Raw genomic sequence first — 23,051 nt, 5'->3', positions numbered from 1 at the left:
TAGAGTCCGCGACTCTTTTCTCGTCGAGGTGGACTGGAAGTGGCGAAGGACAGCAAGGGCAAGGCGGCGGAGGAGGTCCCCGAGCAGTATGGGGACGTGGTGCAGCGGCTCGAGGACGTGGTGGCGCGGCTGGAGGGTGGCACCCTGACGCTCGAGGAGTCGCTCAAGTCCTTCGAGGAGGGCATCAAGCTGGTGCGCCGGGGCGAGCAGTTGCTCAACGCGGCGGAGAAGCGCATCGAAGAGTTGTTGAACGAGGACGGCCGGGACGCGGTGGTTCCTCTGCAGGCGGGCGTGAAGCCTCCGGCACTGATCTCCACCCCAGCGTCGGCCCCGTCGAGGGGGAGCTCGGGGGCAGCCAAGTCGGCTCCGCCCCCCGAGGATGACGTGCCGTTCTAGGCCCGCGGGTATAGAGCTAATCGTACCGTCATGCCCAAGCTCAAGGTCACCATCGTCGACGACGACCGCGATACACGCGAGTTGCTCTCGTTCGCCCTGGAGTCGGAGGGCTACGAGGTCAACGCCGCGGCCAACGGGTTGCGGCTGATCTCCTCCCTGCAGCTCAAGCGGCCGGACATCATCCTCATGGACGTGAACATGTCCTGGATCGACGGCTTCGAGCTCTGCAAGGCGGTGAAGAAGAACGAGCAGTTCCGGGACATCCCCATCATCTTCATCAGCGGGCGTGGGGATCCGGATGACAGGCGGCGTGGGCGGGAGGCCGGCGCCGCGGACTATTTCGTGAAGCCCCTGGATCTCAACGCGCTCATCAAGCGGTTGCGTGAGCTGATTTCTCCGCCCGCTGCCGAGGTGCCCTGACATGTCGTCTTTCGATCTGGATTCGTACCTGCAGACCCAGGTGGAGCGGGTGGAGAACCTGCTGCGCTCGCGCTCGGAGGAGATGGGCGTGCACGTGCCGCCGCGCCTGCTCGAGTCCATGCGGTACTCGTTGTTGGCCGGTGGCAAGCGGCTGCGGCCCGTGCTGTGCCTGGCCTTCGCGGAGGCCGTGCTGAAGCAGAGCAACGTGCCGCGCATGGTGGAGGACAGCGCGTGCGCGCTCGAGTTCATCCACACCTACTCGCTGGTGCACGACGACCTGCCGTCCATGGACGATGACGACATGCGGCGCGGGCGGCCCACCAACCACAAGGTGTACGGCGAGGCCATGGCCATTCTGGCCGGTGACTCGCTGCTCACGGACGCCTTCGCCCTGGTGGCGGGGGGCCCCGAGCCGGTGCGTGGTGCGCTGTGCCGGGAGCTGGCCGTGGCCGCGGGCTCGGCGGGCATGGTGGGCGGCCAGGTGCTGGACATCGCCGAGGATCGCCCGGCCCATATCGACTATCTCACCCGGATGCATCGCCTGAAGACGGGCGCCCTCATCCGCGCCGCGTGCCGCATGGGCGTGCTCGCCGCCGGTGGGGACGCGGATGCGCTGGCCCGTGCGGACACCTACGGGGACTCGGTGGGGCTGGCCTTCCAGATTGCTGACGACGTGCTGGACGTCACGGGGGATGCCTCCTCCATGGGCAAGCCGGTGGGCGCGGATGCCGCCGCCGGGCGCTTCACCTTCCCGGCGGTGCTGGGGCTGGAGGAGTCCAAGCAGCTCGCGGCGCGCAAGGTGGCCGAGGCCATTGCCGCCGTGAAGACGCTGGAGCCCCAGGATGGCCCGCTGGCGGCGCTCGCGCGCTACTCGGTGGAGCGACGCTCGTGATGGAGCGGCTCCTGCCGCGTATCCAATCTCCTGGGGACGTTCGCGCGCTCCCCGAGTCCGAGTTGCCTCGCCTGTGCGAGGAGCTGCGTGAGGACATCATCTCCCTGTGTGGCCGCGTGGGAGGCCACCTGGGGGCCTCGCTCGGCGCGGTGGAGCTGATTGTCTCTCTGCACCGCGTCTTCCACTCGCCGCAGGACGCGCTCGTCTTCGACGTGGGCCACCAGGCCTACGCGCACAAGCTGCTGACGGGCCGGCGCGAGCGCATGGGCACCCTGCGTCAGGCCGGTGGCATCGCCCCCTTCCTGGACCCCCGGGAGAGCCACCACGACGCGCTGGCCGCGGGCCATGCGAGCACCGCCGTGTCCGCGGCGCTGGGCATGCTCGAGGGCAAGCGCCTGCGTGGCCAGCCCGGGCACGTGGTGGCGGTGGTGGGGGATGGGGCGCTGACGGGCGGGCTCACCTTCGAGGGCCTCAACAACACCGGGGGCACGCACCTGCCGCTGGTGGTGGTGCTCAACGACAACCAGATGTCCATCTCCGCCAACGTGGGGGCCATCCCCGCGTTGCTGCGCACGCGCGAGGCCCGTGCCTTCTTCGAGGGGCTGGGCTTCACCTACCTGGGCCCGGTGGACGGGCATGACCTCGGGGCGCTCACGCAGGCGCTGCGCGAGGCCCGAGCCTCCACGCGCCCGGTGGTGGTGCACGCGATGACGCAGAAGGGGAGGGGCTTTCCTCCGGCCGAGGCGGACACGCAGACGCGGGGCCACGCCATGGGGCCCTACGAGTGGCGGGATGGGAAGCTGGTGCGCTCGCGCGGCGGTCAGCGCACCTTCAGCGAGGCCTTCGCCTTCGCGCTGGAGGAACTCATGGCCCGCGATGCGCGCGTGGTGGCGGTGACGCCGGCCATGCTGGAGGGCTCGGCGCTGGTGGGCCTCAAGCAGCGCTACCCCGAGCGCGTCTTCGACGTGGGCATCGCCGAACAGCACGCCGTCACCTTCTGCGCGGGCCTTGCTGTCACCGGGCTGCGGCCTGTGTGCGCCATCTACTCGACATTCCTGCAGCGCGCGTACGACCAGGTCATCCACGACGTGTGCCTGCCGGGCCTGCCGGTGCTCTTCGCCGTGGACCGTGCGGGGCTGGTGGGAGCGGATGGCGCCACGCACCAGGGCACCTATGACGTGGCCTCGCTGCGGCCCATTCCCGGCCTCACGGTGATGGCTCCGGTGACGGGCGAGGACGTGACGGCGATGCTCGCCACGGGGATGGCGTTGCCCGGGCCTTCGCTCCTGCGCTTCCCGAGAGGCACCCTGCCGGTCCTGCCCCCGGAGTTGCTCCCGGGCGCGGGCGTGGTGCGCGGGGCGCGCTGGCTGAAGCGGGCGGCGGAGGCGCGGGTGGCCTTCATCACGCTCGGGCCGATGGGCGTGACCGCGCTGGAGGCTGCTGTTCAGGAGCCAGGTTGGAGCGTGCTGGATGCGCGCTTCGTCACTCCGCTGGACGAGGCGGCGGTGCTGGATGCTGCCGCGTGCGGGCGTGTGGTGGTGGTGGAGGAGGGGACGACGCACGGCGGGTTGGGCAGCGCGGTGCTGGAGCTGCTCGCCGCGAAGGGCGTGGGCGCCCGGGTGAAGCTGCTCGGCATGCCGGATGCGTTCGTGCCCCACGGAGATGCGCGCGTGCAGCGAGCGGAGCTGGGCCTGGATGCCGCGGGCTTGCGGCGTGCTGCCCTGGCTCTGCTCGCCGAGGGAGGTGCGCCGTGAAGCCGCGCAAGGAGCGGTTGGACGTGCTGGTGGTGGAGCGGGGGCTTGCGGAGTCCCGGACCAAGGCCCAGGCGCTCATTCTCGCCGGGCAGGTGGTGGTGGCGGATCAGCGAGTGGACAAGCCTGGTGCGCTGGTGCCCGTGGAGGCCGAACTGCGGCTCAAGGGCGAGGTGTTGCCCTACGTGTCCCGGGGTGGGCTGAAGTTGAAGGCGGCCCTGGAGCGCTTCGGCCTGGATGTGCGCGGCAAGGTGGCCGCGGACATTGGCGCCAGCACGGGCGGCTTCACCGACTGCTTGTTGCAGGAGGGCGTCACGCATGTGCACGCCATCGACGTGGGCTACGGCCAGCTCCACGAGAAGCTGCGCACGGATCCGCGCGTGCGCTCGCGGGAGCGAGTCAATGCCCGCTACCTCACGGCCGAGGACCTGCCCGAGCCCGTGGACGTGGTGGTCATCGACGTGAGCTTCATCTCGCTGACGCAGGTGCTGCCGGCGGTGCTGCCGTTCCTGAAGCCGAAGGGGCTGCTGGTGGCGCTGGTGAAGCCGCAGTTCGAGGTGGGGCCCGACAAGGTAGGGAAGGGCGGCGTGGTGAAGGATGCCGCCGCGCGCCAGGAGGCCATCGACTCCGTGTCCGCGTTCGTCCGAGCGCAGGGGCTCTCGGTGCGAGGGGTGATGGACTCGACCGTGCCTGGCCCCGCCGGCAACGTCGAGGCCCTGCTCGTCGCGGACAAGCCGTGACGGAGTGGATGCGAATACCGTCCTCCGCCCGTGAGGCGTGAAGTACTTTGGCCGGATGGTGACATCAATTCCAGGGAGGCTCCTGGCTTCGAGTCTCAGCCTGCTGCTTCTTTCCTGCAGTGCGACTCGGCACTCAGCCCCAGGCCCTACCGGTGCGCTCGATCTGGGCAGATACGTTCTCAGCATCGAAGGAACCTCGGATGGGCAGAAGGCGCATTCTTGGATGCCCATCAACGACTTCGACTTGACGGCGCATTCGCACCTGGCAGTCACCCCCAGCATTCAAGGGCGTATCGTCCAGGCGGCTTTCAACCGCAACTGCGAGGAGGAGCGTGATGCGTGTGAGAGCATGTGCCTGGCTGGCTTGAAGGGCCCTGATTGGAGCCACATGAGCGCGGGCTCCAGAAAGGCGCACTGCGTCCGCGCGTGCATGAAACCCTACCTTGACTGTTGCAAGCTCGCGGAGCTGGCCGAAGGCAAAGCCGTGGAGTTCCATTCCGTGGATGCGGCGGTTGATTGGGTGAAGCAGAACAGTGAGAAACTGCTGGTGGGGGCCGTCGTCGTCATCGCGGGCGTGGCCTTCGTCGTCGCCGTCGGAGGGAGCGGGGGCGGATTCCTGTTGCTCGTGCCCGTCATCACCCTCGCATCGTCCGACGGCCCTTCTGGTTCCCGGATCCTGGCGGTGAAGCCATGACGAGTCCCCTCATCCTTTCGGATGCACAGCAGGTGATTGGGCGGCGTTGGAGCGAGGGACAGTCTCCAGAGCAGGCTCGAATTCTCAGCCTCGCACGGGACGCCTTGGACTTCATCTCCGCCACTGGCCAATGGTACCCCTTCGAGGATTTTCGAAAGGTCGCAGGGGAGCGCCAAGCTCAGGCTATCGGCGAGGATGGCTCTACGGGGCTGCGAGAGCTCATGAGCCAGACGGATGGCTTCTTCGGGAAGCTTCTCTCTGACCCCAAGGCCGTTGGAGAGCAGGTTCCGATCCAGCTCATCCTCGATACACTTCGCTTCATCTCTTCAACCAGGCAGCACGATGCGTTTGGTGATTTTCTCGAGCATGTCGAATCTCATGCTCCCCCATTTGTATTGGCCTCGTTTGAAACGAAGGAGGAGGCGGAAGCATGGCTCAAGAACCATCCGGCTCCGCCCGCTTTCGCCGATATCCTGATCGGCGGCCGATACCATGATGTCGTTTATGAGCGCGAAACGGATTTTCGCCGCCTGCCGTGGAATCGCCATCTCGAGCGCTACCTTGCATGGCTCAAGCAGGTTGAGCCGCCCGTTGCCGCCGCCGAATTCGCCACTCGTGAGGAGGCGGAAGCATGGCTGAGGAGCCAACCCAACCCGGCCCGGCGGGCGTGGGTGACGATCGCGGGGGAGTTCTACCTCGCAGCGTATCACCGCAATATCAACCACCGGGCCCTCTATCCCCTCTCCATGGCAGAGGGTTACGAGGAAGAGACCGAGGGCCTAGGGGATTGAGGCACCCACTCCACCGGCTGTAGCAAGTGTGGCGTGGCCTCTAGGGTGTCCTCTCCACTGACAGGAGAGGACATCGTCTGAGTGTGGGAGTGAACGGAACGGGTCTTCCGTCCCCCTCAGCGCATCTCGCGGTACTGCTGCGGCGTGAAGGGCTTCACCAGCTTGGTCCCCACGCGCAGCCAGAGCGCCTCCGTGTCATCCAGCGCTCCATAGAGGCTGCCGCCTGGCACCTGGTAGCGGAACAGTTCGCCCTTCTCGGCCCCATCCGTGGCGACAACCTCCACCGGATAGGGGTAGGGCTTCTCATCCGTCCCGGCCGCGCTGGTGAACATGTAGAAGGCGCTGCCCGGACCCGGCTGCGCGAAGCGCGCCACCAGCGCTCCATTCGCCGTGAGCGGCTGCTGGTCCTTGTTCATCACCTGGCCCTCGGTGCTCTGGCCGTCTCGGGCCTCCAGGAACCAGAACCGGTTCCTGCCGATGGCCGCCAGGCGCGTGCCGTTGTTGTACGGCACCAGTGCGGCCATGTACCCGGGCAACTCCTGGCTGATCCACAGCCGGCTGCCCGAGGCCACGCACAGTTTCGCCGAGCCAATGGAGCAGGCCCGGACATTCGCTGAGTTCGGTCCCTGGGTGGCCACGTACATCACCGTCCCGGTGGGATCGAACGCCACCGGCGGATACTGCTCGAGGGGGAACTGGTCGATCTCGTACCGGACGAACCCTGTTCCGTCGGCGTTCACGATTCCTACGTAGAGGTGCGTCTCGAGCCTGTCGTCGTAGAGCGGAATCAGGATCTTCCCATCGGGCCGTACGAAGGGATCGGCCAGGATCAGGCTGATCGTGTTGGTCTCGGGATCCGCAATCTCCCTGCTCCACTTGACCGTGCCCTTGGGGGTGACGAGATCGAGTTGCGCGACGTTGTAGATGAAAGCGTTGCCGTCCGGGGCCACCGCGAGGTTCTTCACGTCCGTGAGCGCCGGGACGGTGACGAGGTTGAAGTTCGCGTCGATGGCGATGGCGCCCTGATCCTTCGTCCACACCCACCGATGGCCGCTGCCGGCGGGCTTGCGGTCGGTGATGATGGTGGTGGCGTCGCAGGGGAAGTCCATCTCCAGCTTCTGCCGGTTCGTCGGGTTGTTCTTCGGCACCTTGTAGAGATACGAGCGGGCGCCCTCCTTCCCGCACCCGATGAAGCTCGCGTTGGCACCGCTGCCATCGACGACGAAGTAGTCCGGGACTACCGACGTGGTGGAGTTGGCGGGCGGCTCTATCACCTCCTCCACGGGGAAGAAGGTGGCCGGCTGCGCCTGGGAGACATTGGTGCGCCCATCGGCGCAGGTGACGCGCGCGGTGAGCGACAGGTTCGCGGAGATCCCCCGCGTGTAGCGGATCTCGGTCGTCCCGATCTCCACCTGGGTGGGGGTGGCGCTGTAGGTCACCTGCTTGATCAGCTCGTTGTTGTCGAGCAGCTGCAGGCTCTGCACCTGGTCGCAGCCGGACGTGGAGATGGAGAGCTTGACGGCCCGGCCCACGGTGCTCGGCTCGTCCACGAGGATGCTGACCTGAGGCAGGTCCGGCGTGGTGGGCGGCGGGGGAGGGGTGCAGGCGAGGGAGAGGAACGGCAGCAGCAGGGCCGGGCGGACCCATGCGCGGCGGGAATGGGGGGTAGGCATGGTGGCGCCGAGTCTAGCTCGGGCGCCACCTCCCGGACATCAGCGGTCCAGGATGACGAAGTCCATGCGCCGGTTCAGCTCGCGGCCCTTGGGCGTGAGGTTGGGGGCCACGGGGCGGCTATCGCCGAAGCCCTCGGACTCGAGGCGAGCTGGATCCAACCCCACCTTGATGAGGTAGTCCGCCACCGCGCGCGCCCGCTCCTTGGACAGATTCAGGTTGGCGGCCTTGTCACCCTGGTTGTCGGTGTGCCCCTCGATGCGGATGCGCTGGATGCCGGTGCGCACCATCAGGTCCACCACCTGCGCGAGCAGCGGGTAGCTGTCCGGGAGCAGCACGGCCTTGCCCTCCGCGAAGCGCACCTGCTGGAGCAGGTCCAGCTTGTCGTTCTCGCGCTTCACCTGCCACTGCCTGGGCTCGGGCTCCAGGTCAAACGCCAGGTCCGGCGAGGTGCCATCGGCAACCTGCACGGCGCGCGTCTGGGCCAGGAAGCCGGGGGCGGTGACCTCCACCACGTAGCGGCCGGACGGCAGCTGCAGCCGGTGGGACGCCGCGTCGGCCTGCGAGTACGTCACCTGCTTCGGCGTGGGGCCGCCCAGGAAGGCCAGCGTGGCCGACACGGGCTTGCGCTTGGAGGTGACGGCGAGGGCCAGTGTCGCCGGCTTGACCTCGGCCACGAGCTCCAACTCCACGTTGGCCGTCTTGCCCGCCTCGAGCACCAGCTCCTTCTCCAGCGGCAGGTAGCCCTCCTTGCGCACGGAGAGCTTCACCGGGCCGCTCGGCAGCGAGTAGGTGAGGAAGCGGCCATCGCCAGGGGCCGTGGCCACCGGGGGCAGCGTCGAGTCCACCATGGCCACGAACACGCCGCTCAGCGGCTGGCGCGTCTTCGCGTCCACCACCACGCCGGACACCTGGGCCGTCGCCGCCTGGGCCACCTGGGTCTGGGTCGTGTTGTTGGTGGTGGTGTTCGTGTTGGTGGTAGGCGTCCGCTCCACCGGCACCGGCTCACGCACCACCCGCTCCACCACCCGCGTTCCACCGCCCTGCAGCGCTGGATCCACGTTGAAGGCGGCGCCGAGCACCAGGTTGAAGGGAGGCGCGGGCTGCACGCCCCGGCCCACCAGGCGCGTGAGTCCGAACTCGGCCGCGGCGGTGAAGGTGAGGTTCTGCACGGCCGTCAGCTTGACGCCCAGTCCGAGCGTCTGCGGCGCCACGCTGGCCGCGGACACGAGGCTCCCATCCGGCGCGACGAGCTGTCCGCCCGGCACGCCGAGCGGTGAGGCCAGCCCGTACTCGAGGAAGGGGGTGACGACCGGCAGCGGCGCCTCCAGGCCGAGCCCCACGCTCAGACGGGAGTAGCGGTTGATGCCCAGCGCGTACTCCTCGGCGGCGTTGAGCCGATCGGCGTCCACCAGCGAGCCCGTGCCGTCCATGAGGAGGCCCAGGTTGGCGTGGAGACGCAGCGGCAGCAGCTGGCTCAGCGTGCGCGCGTCATAGGTGACCACCGCGCGGGGCGAGAAGCCGAAGGCAATCTGATTGCTGCCCACGCCGGAGAAGGTCATCACGCGCACGTCCGCGCCTGCCCACAGTCCGGGAAGCCACTGTTTCGAGGCGCGGGCCCCGAGGGTCACATCCCCGAGTGCCTGGATGAGCGTGGGGGAGGAGCGCGTGTTGGTGTTGGTCGAGGCGGTGTACGACAGCGACACGTCGAGGAAGTCGAGCGGCACGTACCCGACGGCGAAGGTGCCGCCGGTGCGCGTGTTGGCCGCGCCCTGGACGGGGAAGTCCGGGGTGGAGAAGAACTCGCCGGTGGCCGAGAAGCGCAGGACGCCCTTGCGCCCGAGGTCCGCTCCGCCCAGGCGCAGCAGGCCCACTCCTCCTGTGGAGGTGGAGGCATGGCGCAGGTTGCGCGCATCCATCCAGGAGTTGCCGAGCGTGGAGGGGCTGTGCGCCTCGTAGTTCTGCTCCCCCGTCAAGGTGGTTGCCCCGGCTTGTGTCGAAAACCCAACCATCTGGGTTGCTTGCGAGGCGGACGAGGGGGCGAGTGCCTGTGCGGCCGAGGGGGTGGCGGCCGAGGGGCTGGAAGGGGGCGGAGTGGGTGTGGAAGACCCCTGGGCTCGCGCCGCGCCAGCCCCGAGGAGGGCCGTCAGCAGGAGGGAGCGCAGAGGGGGAGAGGACAGCGGGAGTCGCGGAAGTTGCACGGTGGCCGAGTATACGCGGGGGGATCGCTCTCACAATTCTTGCTCGGACCCGCCGAGTCCGACACGCTGGCCCCCAGCCAGCTTCAGCGGCATGATTCGGACCCGAGCATGAAGGTTGACGCTTTCTTGAAATTTTTCCGGCCTCTCCACAACACCACGCAGGGCCAGGCACATCGAGGGCTCTTGTGAGGGCCGAACTCATGGGGTCACGTGGCCGCGTCCTGGTGATTGGTGCGCGCGCGGGCAACGAGGCCCTGCTCGCGCACCTGTCCGACACGGGGTACGAGTGGGCCATCACCGAGGATCTGCAGGAACTGGCGGGCCTGGCCGAGTCGCTGCGGCCGGATGCGGTCCTCATGTCCGCCACTGGCAAGAAGGCCACCGAGGCGCTCAGCGCCGTCCGTCAGGAGTCCCGGCTGCGTGAGCTCCGAGTGCTGGCGGATCTCACTCGCTCTCGCTCGGAGGTGCTGCGCAAGCTGCCTGTGGATGAATGGGTGCGCAGCCTCGAGGAGCTCAGCTCCCGGCTGGACTCGGCGCTGCGAGAGCGGCGGGTGATGGAGCGCACCCGCAACCGCATGGAGCGGCTGCTGGAGATCACCCAGGCCGCCACCAGCTCGCTGGAGCTGGAGCAGATCCTCCGCCTCGCGGTGGAGAAGGTGGGCGCTGTCATCAACGCCGACCGTTGCTCGGTGGTGCTGGTGGAGGACATCAACGCGCGCACCGCCAGTGTGGTGGCCACGCTGGAGGATCCAGGCCTGTCGCTAGACGTGGATCTGGCGCGCTACCCCGAGCTGCGCCGCGCCCTGGAGACGCGCCAGCCGGTGTTGGTGGAAGAAGCGCAGAGGGATCCGCTGATGGCCGAGGTGCGTCCCGCCATGGCCTCCCTTGGCGTGCGCTCCATCCTCGTCCAGCCGTTGGTGTGCCAGGACGAGCTGCTCGGAGCGCTCTTCCTGCGCATCTCTCGGGGCTCCGAGGGCTTCGGCCGGGACGAGCAGGAGTTCGCCCAGGCGGTGGCGGCGGCGCTGGCCAACTGCATCCGTAACGCCCGCTTGCACACCGCGCTCAAGAAGAAGCGCGACGAGCTCGAGCTGGCCTATGTGGAGCGCTACCGCGAGCTGACCGAGGCCAACCGCCGCCTCAAGGATCTCAACCGGCTCAAGGACGAGATTATCGCGGTGTGCAGCCATGACCTGCGCGCGCCGCTGCAGGTGCTGCTGGGCCATGGTCGGCTGCTGCTGGAAGGCGGGTTGGATCCGCAGCAGAAGCAGTCCGCCGAGGCAATGATTCGCCAGGGCCGGAAGATCCTCGGCCTGGTGGAGTCGCTGCTGGAGCGGGGCAAGGGCGACGTGGCGCGCCTGTCCATCGAGCCGCGCGTGCTGGACATGTCGACGCTCTGCAAGGAGAGCGTCACCGAGCTGGAGATCCTCGCTGCCGAGCGGGGCGTGGCCCTGCGGGCCGAGGCCAGCGAGAGCATGATGCTCATCGGCGATGAGCTGAAGCTGCACGAGGTGCTGCAGAACCTCATCACCAACGCCATCCACCACGCGCAGGATGCGGGCGAGGTGGTGGTGAAGGCCTCGCGGCTGGCGCGCCCGGACGGTGATGTGGCGCGCATCGTGGTGCAGGACGACGGCAAGGGCATTCCGCCCGAGGAGCTGCCGCTCGTGTTCGACCGCTACCGCAGCGGCGCCAAGGGCGGGGGTGGCACGGGCCTGGGGCTCGCCATCTGCAAGGAGTTCGTGGAGCTCCATGGCGGGGAGATCTGGGCCGAGGCCCCGCCCGAGGGTGGCGCCGCGTTCATCTTCACCCTGCCGCTGGCGCAGGAGATCTCGCGCGCGGTGCAGAACCTCCCGGCGAAGGAGGCGGCCGAGCAGCCGCGCGTGCTGGTGGTGGAGGACGAGCCGGAGATCGCCGCGGTGCTGGTGGAGGTGCTGCGCTCGCGCTACCGCGTGGACGTGGCACGCGACGGCGCCGAGGGCTTGGCGCGGGCGCGCTCGTCCAAGCCGGACCTGGTGGTGATGGACGTCTTCCTGCCCAAGCTGGACGGCCTGGACGCAGCGGTGGCGCTCAAGTCCTCCTCGGACACCGCCGGCATCCCCGTCATCCTGCTGTCTGCCCACCAGGGCGTGGCCGACAAGGTCCGCGCGCTCAACCTCGGCGCGGTGGACTACATGAGCAAGCCCTTCAACGCCATGGAGCTGCTGGGCCGCACCGAGCGCGCCCTCAAGCTGCGCAAGGCCGATACCGAGCTGGATCGCACCTCCTCCATCCTGCGTCGCAGCGGGAACGATCCTCTCACCGGCGTCTACGACCGGCGCGGCATCATGCTGCGGCTGGACCATGAGGTGAGCCGCGGGCGGCGCTACAGCCGGCCGGTGAGCCTCGCGGTGCTCCGCCCGGATCGCCCCGTGCTCGATGAGGCGCTGCGCGGGATTCCAGACGTGATGCGCGCGCGCCTGCGTACCCAGGACATCCTCGGCCACATGGGCGAGGGCGTGCTCGCGGTCGTCCTGCCCGAGTGCAATGTTGAAGCGGGACGCAACGTCATCGGCCGGTTGCTGCCAGATGTCGAGAAGCACACAGGGATGGAGTACCGCTCGGCGGTGGCGGATGTGAGCCACGACAGCGAGCCGGTGGAGCGCATCCTGGAGCGGCTGGGTGCGCCGCCCCCCGTGCCGAAGCTCTAGGCTCGCGTTAGACTCGGGGCGTGCGCCCGAGCCGAACCCTCACCCGTGCCGTGCACCTCCTGGCCCTCGTAGGGCTGGGAGCACTCGCGGCGCCCGCCTCGCGGCGGCCCGCGGTGGACACGCAGGCCATGCGCGAGGCCATCTCCGCGGCGGCCGGCGACGATGGCATGGCCTCGCCCGCCAGCTACGCGAACTACCTCCGGGCGAAGTTGCTGAGTCTCCAGGGCAACCACCGAGACGCGGTGGACTCGCTGCGCCTGGCGCTGGCCACCGACGAGAATAACCCGCACCTGCTCACGCGGCTGGGCGAGGAGTACGCGCGCCTGGGAGACCTGACGAAGGCCGAGCGCGAGCTGCGGCGCGTGGTGAAGAGCCACCCCTCGTATTACGCCGGTCGGCTGATGTTGGGGCGCGTGCTGATGGAGGCTGGCAAGCCCGCGCGTGCCCGGATGCACCTGCGCCGCGCCATCCAGCTCAGGCCTCGCGAGCCGGAGGCCTACCTCGTCCTGGCGCAACTGCACCTGGATGGCCGCTCGAACGAGCAGGCAGTGAAGGTAGTGGAGGAGCTGGCGGCGGCGCTGCCCGGCGAGGCCTCCGGCTACCGGCGGCTGGGGCTGGCGCTGGCCGAGCGGGGTGATTCCTCGCGGGCCGGGCTGCTGCTGTCGCGGGCCATCGAGCGAGACCCCGGTGACGTGGAGTCGCTGACGGTGCTCGCGCAGATTCGCGAGAAGGCCGGGCAGCTTTCAGAGGCCGAGGAGGCCCTGGCCCGGACCCTGGAGAGGGATCCCGATAACCAGGCGGTGCTGTTGAGTGCCGGCAGGCTTGCGCTGCGGCTCGGCTCGTCGGTGCGGGCGCGGGCGTACTTCGACCGGCTGCTGTCGATCTCCGGAGACCCGGAGCTCACCGTGCGGGTGGCGCTGGCCTTCCTGTCCGCGCGCGACACCGCCTCCACGGTGGAGGTGCTGGACACCGCACGCAAGGGCCGGGGTGCATCGCCTCGCGTCTCCTACTACGCGGGCCTGGTGCACGAGCGGCTGCGCCACTTCGACGCGGCCGCTACCGCCTACGCCGAGGTCCCCCTCACCTCCGAGGTGTTTCCCGAAGCGCGCGCCCGCCGCGCTGTCTGCCTCTCCCAGGCGGGACAGCATGAGGCCGCGCTCGCCCTGCTGCGCGAGGCCCTCGCCGAGCGTCCCGACGACGCGGAGCTGTGGGTGCATCAGGCCCGGGCCCAGGAGCGCGCAGGTGCCCCCGAGGACGCCGTGGCCACGTTGAAGGAGGCCATCGCGCGTAAGCCCTCCGCGGATCTCCACGAGGCGCTTGCCTCCACCTTGCAGCGCCAGAAGCGCTCCGCCGAGGCCATTGCCCTGCTGCGGGACGCGATCGCGCGGGAGCCTCGTGAGCCGGCCCTGCGTTACCTGCTCGCCAACGTGCTGCTGGGGCAGGGGGACGAGAACGGGGCCCTCACCTGGATGCGCAGCGTGCTCGAGTTGGAGCCAGAGAACGCCGCGGCCATGAACTTCATTGGTTACCTGCTGGCCCAGCGCGGCCGGGACTTCGTCGAGGCGGAGCGGCTGGTGCGGCGCGCGTTGCAGCTGCGTCCGGACACCGGCTCCTTCCTCGACTCGCTGGGGTGGATCCACTACCAGCGGGGGGACTACCCGCGTGCGCTCCAGTCGCTGGAGCGGGCGGCGGAGCTGGAGCCCGAGGAGCCCGTCATCCTCGAGCACCTGGGCGATGCCTACCATCGCGTGTCGAGGCCCGGTGACGCCGCGGGGGCCTGGCGGCGCGCGCTCGAGCTGCTGGCCCTCAATCCGGAGGCCGCGGATCCGCCGGATCAACGGGCGCTCATCGAGCGGAAGCTGAAGTTGCTATCCACGGGTGCCGCGGATCGCTAATGTCCCCTTCAGCTCCTATGGCGCGCTTCGACGAGGGCTTCTTCACTGGGAAGGACGGGCTCCGGCTGTACTGGATGTCCGAGCAGCCGGATCAACCCCGCGCGCATGTGGCGGTGGTGCACGGCTATGGCGACCACATTGGTCGCTACCGCACGACGTTCGATGCCCTCACGGCCCAGGGCTTCGCCGTGCACGGCTTCGACTACCGGGGCCATGGTCGCGCCGACGGGCGCCGCGGCTTCTGTAACTCCTGGCCGGACTTCCTGGACGACCTGGAGGGCTTCTGGGAGCGGGTGCGGAGCGCGGCCGGCGGTCGCAAGGTCTTCGTCATCGCTCACAGCCACGGTGCGCTGATGGCAGTGCACCTGCTGGGGCGCGGCGGACTTCAGGGCGTGAGCGGCATGGTGCTGTCAGCACCATATTTCAAGCTCGCCATCACTCCGCCGGCGCTGAAGCTTGTGGCCGCCCGGGCGGTGGGCAGGGTCCTCCCGTGGATGCCCATCAAGACCGAGCTCAAGCCCGAGGACCTGAGCCGCGACGAGGCGGTGCAGCAGGCGGTACGTCAGGATCCCCTCTACAATCACACCGTGACGCCGCGCTGGTTCATTCAGTCCACCGAGGCCCAGACTCGGGTGATGTCGCTCGCTTCAGAGCTGAAGGTACCGCTGTTCCTGCTCAGCGGAGCGGCGGACGGTGTGGCGAGCGTGGAGACCGGTCGGGCCTTTTTCGAGGCAGTGGGCTCGAAGGACAAGGTGTACAAGGTCTATCCGGGGATGCGTCACGAGCCGCTCAACGAGCTCGGTAAGGAGGAGGTCCAGGGCGATATCTCCAACTGGATCTCCGCGCATCTCTGACGTAGGTTCCAATTCCTTACAGAGCAAACTTCGTTATCGCGAGGGCGCTTCCGAGGGTCACCGCATGGCACAGGGCGAGCAGACGGGCATCATCGGCAAGGGCATCATCATCCGGGGCAATCTGACGGGTGGTGGCGACCTGATCATCGAGGGACGGGTGGAGGGGCAGATCGCCCTGAAGAACCACCTGACCATCGAGGGCACGGGCAAGGTCCAGGCGGACATTCGCGCGGAGGAGCTGACCATCAACGGCGAGGCGAGCGGCAACATTGACGCCTCGGGCCGGGTGGCCATCAACGCCTCGGCGAAGGTGGCGGGGGATATCAAAGCCCCGCGCGTAGTCATCGAGGATGGGGCTGTGTTCAACGGCTCCATCGAGATGGACGTAAAGCTGCCGGACGACATCTAAACGGGCCCCCGGGCCCGCAGCACCCTTCGGAGGGGTGGACAACACTCATGGCGAATACGGTCATTGGTTCGAGCATTGTCATCGATGGTGAGATCTCCGGCGACGAGGACCTGGTCATCCAGGGCACCGTGAAGGGGAAGATCTCCCTGAAGGAGAGCCTCTTCGTCGAGGGCAGCGGCGTGGTCGAGGCCGACATCGAGACGCAGAACGTGGAGATCGCCGGCCGGGTCACGGGCAACATCGCCGCCTCGGACAAGGTGGAGCTCAAGACGGATTGCCGCGTGGTGGGCGACATCAAGGCCCCGCGCATCCTCATCGCCGATGGTGCCTCCTTCAAGGGCAACGTCGACATGGACATCCCGAAGGAGCGCTGATCCTTGGCCACCGCGAAGGAACTGGCCCAAGGGGCCAACGTCAACAACACCGTGGTGGGTCAGTCCATCCTCATCAGCGGCAAGCTGACGGGTGACGAGGACTTGACCGTGCGCGGCCGCGTCGAGGGCGAGCTCACGCTGAGCCGCACCCTCATCGTGGAGCCCACGGGCGTGGTGAAGGCGAACGTGGCGGTGAAGAACGCCATCGTCAGTGGCGTGGTGGTGGGCAACATCAACGCCACCGAGAGCGTGGAGCTCACCCGCGAGGGCCGCATGGTGGGCGACATCCATGCCCCGCGCGTCATCATCGTGGATGGTGCGAGCTTCCGCGGTCGCGTGGACATGGGTGAGGTGGAGCCGGGTCGCATGCCGTCCGATCGTTCGGCGCTGCCGCGTCCGAGCACCACCGTGCGTCCCGCGGTGCGTCCGGGTGCTGCTCCGGCCCGTCCGGCGCTTCCGGGTTCGCGTCCTACGCCGCCCGCTGCTCCGGCGGCCACCCGCTCGGCCGCCACCGCGCCTACTGCGCGTCCAACGCCTCCGCCCGCACCGGGAGCCACCGCGGCGGCCCGTCCGGCGCCTCCGGCTCCGCCCGCTGCCAGGGCCGCCGAGCCTACCCGCCCCGAGCCTCCTCGGCCGCCGGCCTCCGCGCCGGTCCCGCCGACAGTGGCTGAGGCTGCCAGGAAGAAGGTCGTGGTGAAGAAGAAGGGTCGTTAAAGCGTTGTGGTGGCGCCTTCGCGCCGCCGCACCGCCGTCCGCGGCGCTACGACGGGCCGATCCAGGGGTGCCGATGAACGCCATGAACGCCGAGAACAGAATCGACGAGGAGGACGCGAAGCCGAGCACCCCGGCCGAGGAGTCGTCGCCCGGGGAGTCCGCTCCTGAGTCCTCCGCCGCTTCCTCCACGGAGGAGGGAACGGGGGATGCCTCTGCGTCCGAAGCTGGGGCAGGGGAGGGGGAGAGTGGTCAGTCCTCCGCGGCTCCGCCTGAGGTGGTGGAGGCCGTTGCTCCGCGTCGCAAGGGGCACGTGGCTCCTGCCCATATTCCGCTGGAGCGGATTGACGAGGACACCACTTTCCAGATCCGCCCGCTGGGAGATCTGTCCGCGCTGGCCACCGACCTGGCGCGGTTGGGGCAGCTCTTCCCGGTGGATGTGCGCTTCAAGCCGCCGGACCGGTTCCAGATCATCTCCGGCTTCCGTCGGGTGGCGGCTCTACGGTTCCTGAAGCGGGACCGGGTGCTGGCCCGCCTGCACACGGACCTGTCGGACGAGGATGCGCTGTTGATGGCGCTGGCCTCGGCCATCCATGTCTCGCCGGTGGAGCCGGAGGAGCTGGAGGAGCTGAAGGCCCGGCTCGAGGCCGAGGGGCGGTTGACGCCCATCGCCCGGGACATGCTGGACAAGGCGCTGGTTGCCCCCGACGAGTCGCTGGCCTCCGAGACGGTGGAAGAGGAGGTCGACGCGGACGAGCTGGCCGCCGAGGCCACCCAGCGGCTGGTGGATCTCAACCAGGATCTGGCGCTGCTGGCGGACGTGTTCGCGGACCTGGATGAGACGCGGAAGCAGGAGCTGATCACTCAGCTGCGCTACTCCGCGGACCTCGTGGCCTGGTTGGAGCGCTTGTGACAGGGAACGCGCTCGCGCGTGACAGGGCCCGCTTGCTGGAGGTGCTCACGGAGCGATCCTTCGAGCGGCGCAAGGTGGTGCTCTCCTCCGGCAAGGAGTCGGACTTCTACATCGACTGCAAGCGCACGGCGCTGCTGGCCGAGGGGCACTTCCTCATTGGCCGACTGCTGCTTCAGGCCGTGCAGCGAGAGGCCCCCGAGGCGGTGGCGGTGGGTGGCCTGACGCTGGGCGCGGATCCGCTCGCCTCGGCCGTCAGCCTGACGAGCTACCTGTCGGGCACGCCGCTGCATGCCTTCATCGTCCGCAAGGAGCCGAAGGGCCATGGCACCGGCCAGTGGATCGAGGGCATGAAGGCACTCCCTCCCGGCTCGCCGGTGGCCATTCTCGAGGACGTGGTCACCACGGGCGCCTCCACGCTCAAGGCAATCGAGCGGGCTCAGCAGGAAGGGCTGCGGGTGCTTGGGGCGTTTGCGTTGGTGGATAGACTGGAGGGCGGACGCGAGGCGGTCGAGGCCGCCGGACACCGGCTCTTCACCCTGTACACCCGCAAGGACTTCATTCCATGAAGATGCAGTTGCGGCTCGGGGCGCTGATGATGGCGCTTGCGGGCTGTGTCTCGACGCCTCCCACGCTGGGAGATCCGCCGCCTGGTTTCAAGGACGAGCGCAAGGAGCTCGGCTACCAGGAGGTGCTGGAGAAGTACACGGATCGCGCCGAGCTCTACAGCGGCTTCGACACGGTGATGTTCGCCGCGGCCACGCTGCAGACACAGGCCTTCCGCGAGGCCCGCGTGCGCCGCGAGGCCGCCTTCAAGACCCTGACGCAGGCGCGCGTGCAGGAGATCCTCACGCGGGAGTTCGCGGAGGCGGCGGCGACGAACGAGTTCTTCCTCGGCGTCCACGTCTTCAACTACCGCTACGACGACTTCGACCGGCCCTCGTCCATCTGGAACATGGTGATGGTGACGCCCGCGGGTGAGCTGAAGCCCGTGAGCGTGGAGCGGGTAGGGCGCTCGGACATGGAGATGCGCTCCTTCTACCCGTACATGGGCACCTTCTGGGTGGGCTACCGCGTGCGCTTCCCCGCCACGTATCCGGACGGCAGGCTCGTCATCGCCCCTGGCATGGAGCGCGTGGTGCTGCGTATGGCCTCCTCGCTCGGCAAGGTGGAGATGCGGGTGCACGCGCACTGATGTGCACCCGGCAGCTCAGGTCTGGTCAGGTCGCAGCACCGGCTTCTCCGGGGTGAGCGGCTGCCCGGCCCGCTGGAGCTGATCCAGCAGCGCGGCCGGCGAGGCCTCGCAGGCGAAGGGCTGGGCGCGCGCCTCGGGGATGAAGCCCTCGTCCACCGCGCGCCCCATCAGCGCCAGCAGTGGCCCGTAGAAGTCCGCCACGTTGAGCAGGCCAATGGGCTTGTGGTGGATGCCGAGCTGGGCCCAGGTGGTGATCTCAAAGAGCTCCTCGAAGGTTCCCACTCCGCCGGGCATGGCAATGAAGGCGCCCGAGAGCTGGGCCATCATCGCCTTGCGCGTGTGCATGGAGTCTACCAGGTGCAGCTCGGTGAGGCCCTTGTGGGCGATCTCCCGATCGCTCAGCACGTGGGGCAGCACGCCTACCACCTTGCCCCCTTGCGCGAGGGCCGCGTCCGCCATGGCGCCCATCAGTCCCACGATCGTACCGCCATAGACGAGGGTGAGGCCCCGCCGGGCGATCTCCGCGCCCAGTGCCCGGGCTCCCTCGACGTACTCGGGCCGCGCACCCATCCGCGAGCCGCAGAAGACACAGACTGATTTCAGTTCCATTTCGGGAAGAACCTCCAGGTACTCACAGCTCGCGGCGGACGACGGTGTCGCGCTTCCAGTGGTGCTCGTCCGTGTTGGGGTAGTCCAGCGTGAAGTGCAGGCCGCGGCTCTCCTTGCGCCGGCTGGCGCAGTCCACGATGAGGCTCGCCACCTCGCAGATGTTGCGCAGCTCGATGACGTCGCGTGTCACCTTGAAGCGCCAGTAGTAGTCGCGGATCTCCTCACGCAGCAGCTCCAGCCGGCGGCGCGCTCGCATCAGCCGCTTGTCCGTGCGGACAATGCCCACGTAGTTCCACATCAGACGGCGAATCTCATCCCAGTTGTGGGTGACGACGACGCTCTCGTCCGAGTCCACCGCGCTGCCCTCGTCCCACTCGGGCGGATCCTCCTTGAGCGGGGAGAGGGTGCGGATCTCCTCGGCGCAGATGGCGGCGGCGCGGTGGCCGTAGACGAGCCCCTCCAGCAGCGAGTTGGAGGCGAGCCGGTTGGCACCATGCAGGCCGGTATGGGCCACCTCGCCGATGGCGTAGAGGCCCGGGACGCTGGTGCGTCCGTGCAGGTCCGTCACCACGCCGCCGCACATGTAGTGGGCCGCGGGCACCACGGGGATGGGCTGCACGGCCATGTCGATGTTGAAGGCCTTGCAGGTGGCGTAGATGTTCGGGAAGCGCTCCATGATGAAGGCGCGTCCCAGGTGCGTCATGTCCAGGAAGACGCTGTCGTCACCGGTGCGCTTGAGCTCCGCGTCGATGGCTCGTGCCACCACGTCGCGCGGGGCCAGCTCGCCCAGCCGGTGGTAGCGGTCCATGAACTGCTGGCCGTTGCGCAGTCGCAGCTTGCCGCCCTCGCCGCGCAGCGCCTCACTGATGAGGAAGCTCTTGGCCTCCGGGTGGTACAGGCAGGTGGGGTGGAACTGGTAGAACTCCATGTTGGCCACCTCTGCCCCCGCCCGGTACGCCATGGCCACGCCGTCGCCGGTGGCCACGTCCGGGTTGGAGGTATAGAGGTACACCTTGCCCGCTCCTCCCGTGGCCAGCACCGTCACCTTGCCGAGGAAGCGCTCGATGTGGCCCGCGGCCGTGAGCGCGTACACCCCCAGGCACCGGCCAGGGACGCCCGGGCCCGGCCTCCGGTCGAGGATCAGATCGATGGCCGAGGTGTTCTGGAAGAAGGTGATGTTGGGCTGTGCGTCGCACGCGTCCATCAGGGCCCGCTGCACCTCCCGCCCGGTGATGTCGCCCGAGTGGATGATGCGGCGCTGGGAGTGGCCGCCCTCGCGCGTGAGATCGAACTCACCCGTGGCCCGCCGGTTGAACTCCGCCCCCAGGGTCACCAGCTCGCGGATGCGATCGGGGCCCTCGCGCACCGTCACCTCCACCGCGTCCAGGTGGTTGAGGCCGGCGCCGGCCTCCAGGGTGTCCTGGATGTGCTGCTCGAAGGTATCGGTGGGCGACAACACGCTGGCGATGCCACCCTGGGCATAGGCGGTGTTGCCCTCATGCCTGTCCCGCTTGGTGAGGACCGCGACAGTACCGTGCCGGGCCGCCTGGAGGGCCAACGAGAGACCGGCCACTCCACCGCCCAAAACCAGGAAGTCGAACCGATGGGGCATGTGTCAGACCCTTAATGGCTGTAAGTGCCGGAAACAAGGCGATTTCTTGAGGACTTTTGGCCGGGGATCTAAGGTTGGGGGGCCGATATGCGAGCCATTTCCTTCCTGCTGCTGCCCGCGCTGTTGCTTGCCCCCCTGGGAGCCCAGGCGTCCGAGGGCATCTACAGGTACGTGGAGAAGGACGGGACCATCGTCTACACGAACGTCCCGCCTCCCGGCGCCAAGAAGGCGAGCAAGCTCAAGGGCACCTTCTCCGAGGCGCCCGCGCCCACCGCCCCCGTGAAGGGCCGGTCGCGTACTCCGTCGGAGTTCGAGCCGCACATCGTCAAGGCCGCCGAGCGCTACCGCATCCCCACCGCGCTGGTGCGGGCCATCATGCACACGGAGAGCAACTTCAACACCAACGCGCTGTCCCCCAAGGGCGCCAGTGGGTTGATGCAGCTCATGCCGGCGACGGCCTCGGAGATGTACGTGAAGGACATCTTCGACACCCGGGACAACATCGAGGGTGGGGTGCGCTACCTGCGGGTGCTGGCCAACCTCTTCAATGGGGACATGGTGAAGATGGTGGCCGCGTATAACGCGGGTCCGGACGCCGTGCGCAAGTACGGGGGGAAGGTGCCGCCGTACCCGGAGACGCAGGCCTACGTTCGCAAGGTGCTCCAGCTCTACTCCCATTATAAAGAGCGCGAACGGCTCACGAAGGACGAGCCCCGCGGGACGGATTCCGATGGCGACGACGCGCGTGACGGGGCGGGGGCAGAAGAGCCCCGTTGACGAGGAGTTCCTCAAGCAGCTCTACCAGGGCGGGGAGCTGCTGGCGCAGGGCCGAGTGCCCGAGGCGCGGCAGTTGCTCGAGCGGGCCCACCAGCTTCAACCCAGGAACGAGAAGGGTCGCAACCTGCTCGGGCTGGCCTACTTCAAGCTGGGCCTCTTCGAGCGGGCGGCGGAGATCTACGAGGCCTTGGTGCGCGACAACCCGGTGGACGCCACGCTGCGCGTCAACCTGGGACTTGTGTACCTGAAGACGAACGCCCTGCAGCGGGCGATGCGCGAGTTCGAGGCCGCGACGGACCTGCAGCCGGACCACCAGAAGGCGCACAACTACCTGGGGCTGGCCCTGGCGCAGGCCGGGGAGTACGGCCGCGCCCGCGAGCACTTCGTCAAGGCGGGCAGTGAGCTGATGGCGGACAAGATGGCCAGGGCCATCGCGGGGGATAATCCCGTCCGGCCTTCGAGGGCCATCCCCATCGTTCCCCGGGCTCCTGCGACCACCCCGCGTCCGGTGGCTCCCGTGGAGGGACAGTGGGGCACGCAGTTCGGTCTGGACGAGACACCCTCCGCCGTCCCCGCGCCCACGCCTGCGGAAGCGGAGGATCCGGAAGATCTGCGGTTCGCTGAGGACGAAGGGCCCCGAGCGCTCTCCGGGGACCAGCCGGGTACAGCGGGCTTGGACGGCGGGGCGGGCGTGGAGGCGCGGACCGAGGCTGTCTTCGAGGAGACGTCTCAGACGGTGACTCCGAGCCAGCCGCTGCCTCAGTCGCTCGAGGAGGCCGTCCCCGAGTTGCCGCCGAGGGTCAGCGCCTTTCGGTCGGGTTCAGAAGTCCCCGTGCTGGCCGAGCTGGTTCCCGCGCTGGCGTTGGCGGGGGCGAGCCAGGACCAGCCCTTCCGGGTGGGCAACGGCAGCTTCTCCGTGCGAGTGGAGGGCGAGCTGCTCACGCGGCTGGAGGGGTTGGTGGCCTTCACCGGGCAGCTCCAGTTCCAGCCGGAGGTGAAACGCTTCCGGGGTCGTCCCACGGACCAGCCCTTTGGCGACGGCGCGAGCCGGTTCGTGCGCGCCAGCGGCCAGGGAGTGCTCTTCCTCGAGCCGGCCGGGTCGCGCTCCTTTCTGGCGGTGGACCTGGGGGACGAGGGCGCCTACGTGCGCGAGGAGTGCGTCTTCGCGTTCGAGGAGGTGGTGGCCTTCGAGAATGGCAAGGTGCCCTCGGAGGCGGTGTCGGACCTGGAACTGGTGTACCTGCGCGGGCAGGGCAAGGTGGTGCTGAGCCTGGGCGGGACCTTGCGCACGGTGCCTGTCACCGGGGAGACGTCCGTGACGGTTCCCCTGTCTCACCTGGTGGGCTGGCAGGGCAAGGTGGCCCCCCGGGTAGTGGCTCTGCCTGGGGAGGAGAGTTCTCCCCGCGTCGCCGTGGAACTGAGCGGTGAAGGATTTGCCCTCATCGCCCTGCCAGTCCGGTAG

At 68.6% G+C, this 23,051-nt stretch carries 22 protein-coding genes; 18 read left to right on the top strand and 4 right to left on the bottom strand.

Going from position 1 to position 23,051, the window contains the following annotated elements; genetic code table 11:
* Nucleotides 1-33: 33 nt before the first annotated feature.
* The 7 genes from xseB (at nucleotide 34) to OV287_RS34775 (ending at nucleotide 5,684) form a co-directional block, all read left to right on the top strand.
* Nucleotides 34-396 carry an exodeoxyribonuclease VII small subunit gene (gene xseB, locus OV287_RS34805; protein WP_373371925.1) on the top strand — a complete coding sequence of 121 codons (363 nt, stop codon included), beginning with the start codon at nucleotides 34-36 and terminating at the stop codon, nucleotides 394-396.
* A gap of 30 nt (nucleotides 397-426) precedes the next feature.
* Nucleotides 427-816, top strand: coding sequence for a response regulator (locus tag OV287_RS34800; protein WP_267538347.1), 390 nt, complete (start codon nucleotides 427-429; stop codon nucleotides 814-816).
* A 1-nt stretch (nucleotide 817) separates the two neighbouring features.
* On the top strand, nucleotides 818-1,708 hold the full coding sequence (locus OV287_RS34795; RefSeq protein ID WP_267538346.1) for a polyprenyl synthetase family protein: 891 nt from the start codon (nucleotides 818-820) through the stop codon (nucleotides 1,706-1,708).
* On the top strand, nucleotides 1,708-3,462 hold the full coding sequence (locus OV287_RS34790; RefSeq protein WP_267542465.1) for a 1-deoxy-D-xylulose-5-phosphate synthase: 1,755 nt from the start codon (nucleotides 1,708-1,710) through the stop codon (nucleotides 3,460-3,462). Before OV287_RS34795 ends, OV287_RS34790 begins: the two co-directional genes overlap by 1 nt.
* Nucleotides 3,459-4,199 carry a TlyA family RNA methyltransferase gene (locus OV287_RS34785; protein ID WP_267538345.1) on the top strand — a complete coding sequence of 247 codons (741 nt, stop codon included), beginning with the start codon at nucleotides 3,459-3,461 and terminating at the stop codon, nucleotides 4,197-4,199. The genes OV287_RS34790 and OV287_RS34785 overlap by 4 nt, the downstream gene beginning before the upstream one ends.
* Nucleotides 4,200-4,422: 223 nt before the next feature.
* On the top strand, nucleotides 4,423-4,893 hold the full coding sequence (locus tag OV287_RS34780) for a hypothetical protein (RefSeq protein WP_267538344.1): 471 nt from the start codon (nucleotides 4,423-4,425) through the stop codon (nucleotides 4,891-4,893).
* Nucleotides 4,890-5,684 carry a hypothetical protein gene (locus OV287_RS34775; RefSeq protein WP_267538343.1) on the top strand — a complete coding sequence of 265 codons (795 nt, stop codon included), beginning with the start codon at nucleotides 4,890-4,892 and terminating at the stop codon, nucleotides 5,682-5,684. The genes OV287_RS34780 and OV287_RS34775 overlap by 4 nt, the downstream gene beginning before the upstream one ends.
* Before the next feature lie 116 nt (nucleotides 5,685-5,800).
* Here OV287_RS34775 and OV287_RS34770 read toward each other — a convergent pair whose 3' ends face one another.
* Both OV287_RS34770 and OV287_RS34765 read right to left on the bottom strand, forming a co-directional pair.
* A complete protein-coding gene (locus OV287_RS34770; protein WP_267538342.1) occupies nucleotides 5,801-7,357 on the bottom strand; it encodes a hypothetical protein in 1,557 nt (518 codons plus the stop codon).
* Between the two features lie 39 nt (nucleotides 7,358-7,396).
* Complete coding sequence (locus OV287_RS34765) at nucleotides 7,397-9,331, bottom strand: OmpA family protein (RefSeq protein WP_267538341.1); 1,935 nt, start codon at nucleotides 9,329-9,331, stop codon at nucleotides 7,397-7,399.
* A 425-nt stretch (nucleotides 9,332-9,756) separates the two neighbouring features.
* On the opposite strand from OV287_RS34765, the gene OV287_RS34760 reads away from it, so the two are divergent.
* The 9 genes from OV287_RS34760 (at nucleotide 9,757) to OV287_RS34720 (ending at nucleotide 18,591) form a co-directional block, all read left to right on the top strand.
* Nucleotides 9,757-12,243, top strand: coding sequence for an ATP-binding protein (locus tag OV287_RS34760; RefSeq protein WP_267538340.1), 2,487 nt, complete (start codon nucleotides 9,757-9,759; stop codon nucleotides 12,241-12,243).
* Between the two features lie 20 nt (nucleotides 12,244-12,263).
* Nucleotides 12,264-14,138: a tetratricopeptide repeat protein gene (locus tag OV287_RS34755; protein ID WP_267538339.1), complete on the top strand. Its 1,875-nt coding sequence runs from the start codon at nucleotides 12,264-12,266 to the stop codon at nucleotides 14,136-14,138.
* 17 nt (nucleotides 14,139-14,155) lie between these two features.
* Nucleotides 14,156-14,992, top strand: coding sequence for an alpha/beta hydrolase (locus OV287_RS34750; protein WP_267538338.1), 837 nt, complete (start codon nucleotides 14,156-14,158; stop codon nucleotides 14,990-14,992).
* Nucleotides 14,993-15,056: 64 nt separating this feature from the next.
* On the top strand, nucleotides 15,057-15,401 hold the full coding sequence (bacN, locus tag OV287_RS34745) for a bactofilin BacN (RefSeq protein ID WP_043389032.1): 345 nt from the start codon (nucleotides 15,057-15,059) through the stop codon (nucleotides 15,399-15,401).
* Nucleotides 15,402-15,448: 47 nt separating this feature from the next.
* Complete coding sequence (locus OV287_RS34740; protein ID WP_043389034.1) at nucleotides 15,449-15,775, top strand: bactofilin family protein; 327 nt, start codon at nucleotides 15,449-15,451, stop codon at nucleotides 15,773-15,775.
* Nucleotides 15,776-15,778: 3 nt separating this feature from the next.
* Entirely contained in the window at nucleotides 15,779-16,489 is a 711-nt protein-coding gene (locus OV287_RS34735; protein ID WP_267538337.1) for a bactofilin family protein, read from the top strand.
* 73 nt (nucleotides 16,490-16,562) lie between these two features.
* Nucleotides 16,563-17,399, top strand: coding sequence for a ParB/RepB/Spo0J family partition protein (locus OV287_RS34730; RefSeq protein WP_267538336.1), 837 nt, complete (start codon nucleotides 16,563-16,565; stop codon nucleotides 17,397-17,399).
* A complete protein-coding gene (gene pyrE, locus OV287_RS34725; RefSeq protein WP_267538335.1) occupies nucleotides 17,396-17,965 on the top strand; it encodes an orotate phosphoribosyltransferase in 570 nt (189 codons plus the stop codon). The genes OV287_RS34730 and pyrE overlap by 4 nt, the downstream gene beginning before the upstream one ends.
* Nucleotides 17,962-18,591 (top strand): hypothetical protein, encoded by a 630-nt coding sequence (locus OV287_RS34720; protein ID WP_267538334.1) that lies wholly within the window; start codon nucleotides 17,962-17,964, stop codon nucleotides 18,589-18,591. Before pyrE ends, OV287_RS34720 begins: the two co-directional genes overlap by 4 nt.
* 15 nt (nucleotides 18,592-18,606) lie before the next feature.
* Here the strand turns inward: OV287_RS34720 and OV287_RS34715 are convergent, their stop codons facing one another.
* Both OV287_RS34715 and nadB read right to left on the bottom strand, forming a co-directional pair.
* Nucleotides 18,607-19,200, bottom strand: coding sequence for an LOG family protein (locus OV287_RS34715; protein WP_267538333.1), 594 nt, complete (start codon nucleotides 19,198-19,200; stop codon nucleotides 18,607-18,609).
* A gap of 22 nt (nucleotides 19,201-19,222) precedes the next feature.
* Nucleotides 19,223-20,812 carry an L-aspartate oxidase gene (gene nadB / locus OV287_RS34710; RefSeq protein WP_267538332.1) on the bottom strand — a complete coding sequence of 530 codons (1,590 nt, stop codon included), beginning with the start codon at nucleotides 20,810-20,812 and terminating at the stop codon, nucleotides 19,223-19,225.
* 87 nt (nucleotides 20,813-20,899) lie between these two features.
* On the opposite strand from nadB, the gene OV287_RS34705 reads away from it, so the two are divergent.
* Together OV287_RS34705 and OV287_RS34700 are read left to right on the top strand one after the other, a co-directional pair.
* Nucleotides 20,900-21,589 carry a lytic transglycosylase domain-containing protein gene (locus OV287_RS34705; protein ID WP_267538331.1) on the top strand — a complete coding sequence of 230 codons (690 nt, stop codon included), beginning with the start codon at nucleotides 20,900-20,902 and terminating at the stop codon, nucleotides 21,587-21,589.
* On the top strand, nucleotides 21,543-23,051 hold the full coding sequence (locus OV287_RS34700) for a tetratricopeptide repeat protein (protein WP_267538330.1): 1,509 nt from the start codon (nucleotides 21,543-21,545) through the stop codon (nucleotides 23,049-23,051). The genes OV287_RS34705 and OV287_RS34700 overlap by 47 nt, the downstream gene beginning before the upstream one ends.

Source organism: Archangium lansingense (assembly GCF_026626635.1).
Classification (GTDB): Bacteria; Myxococcota; Myxococcia; order Myxococcales; family Myxococcaceae; genus Archangium; species Archangium lansingense.
This window is presented reverse-complemented; position numbering and strand designations above follow the sequence as displayed.

Coding starts and splice junctions, on each gene's coding strand:
- OV287_RS34800 (WP_267538347.1), top strand. CDS start 427: ATGCCCAAGCTCAAGGTCACCATCGTCGACGACGACCGCGATACACGC.
- OV287_RS34795 (WP_267538346.1), top strand. CDS start 818: ATGTCGTCTTTCGATCTGGATTCGTACCTGCAGACCCAGGTGGAGCGG.
- OV287_RS34790 (WP_267542465.1), top strand. CDS start 1,708: ATGGAGCGGCTCCTGCCGCGTATCCAATCTCCTGGGGACGTTCGCGCG.
- OV287_RS34780 (WP_267538344.1), top strand. CDS start 4,423: ATGCCCATCAACGACTTCGACTTGACGGCGCATTCGCACCTGGCAGTC.
- OV287_RS34775 (WP_267538343.1), top strand. CDS start 4,890: ATGACGAGTCCCCTCATCCTTTCGGATGCACAGCAGGTGATTGGGCGG.
- OV287_RS34770 (WP_267538342.1), bottom strand. CDS start 7,357: ATGCCTACCCCCCATTCCCGCCGCGCATGGGTCCGCCCGGCCCTGCTG.
- OV287_RS34760 (WP_267538340.1), top strand. CDS start 9,757: ATGGGGTCACGTGGCCGCGTCCTGGTGATTGGTGCGCGCGCGGGCAAC.
- OV287_RS34750 (WP_267538338.1), top strand. CDS start 14,156: ATGGCGCGCTTCGACGAGGGCTTCTTCACTGGGAAGGACGGGCTCCGG.
- bacN (WP_043389032.1), top strand. CDS start 15,057: ATGGCACAGGGCGAGCAGACGGGCATCATCGGCAAGGGCATCATCATC.
- OV287_RS34740 (WP_043389034.1), top strand. CDS start 15,449: ATGGCGAATACGGTCATTGGTTCGAGCATTGTCATCGATGGTGAGATC.
- OV287_RS34730 (WP_267538336.1), top strand. CDS start 16,563: ATGAACGCCATGAACGCCGAGAACAGAATCGACGAGGAGGACGCGAAG.
- OV287_RS34720 (WP_267538334.1), top strand. CDS start 17,962: ATGAAGATGCAGTTGCGGCTCGGGGCGCTGATGATGGCGCTTGCGGGC.
- OV287_RS34715 (WP_267538333.1), bottom strand. CDS start 19,200: ATGGAACTGAAATCAGTCTGTGTCTTCTGCGGCTCGCGGATGGGTGCG.
- nadB (WP_267538332.1), bottom strand. CDS start 20,812: ATGCCCCATCGGTTCGACTTCCTGGTTTTGGGCGGTGGAGTGGCCGGT.
- OV287_RS34705 (WP_267538331.1), top strand. CDS start 20,900: ATGCGAGCCATTTCCTTCCTGCTGCTGCCCGCGCTGTTGCTTGCCCCC.
- OV287_RS34700 (WP_267538330.1), top strand. CDS start 21,543: ATGGCGACGACGCGCGTGACGGGGCGGGGGCAGAAGAGCCCCGTTGAC.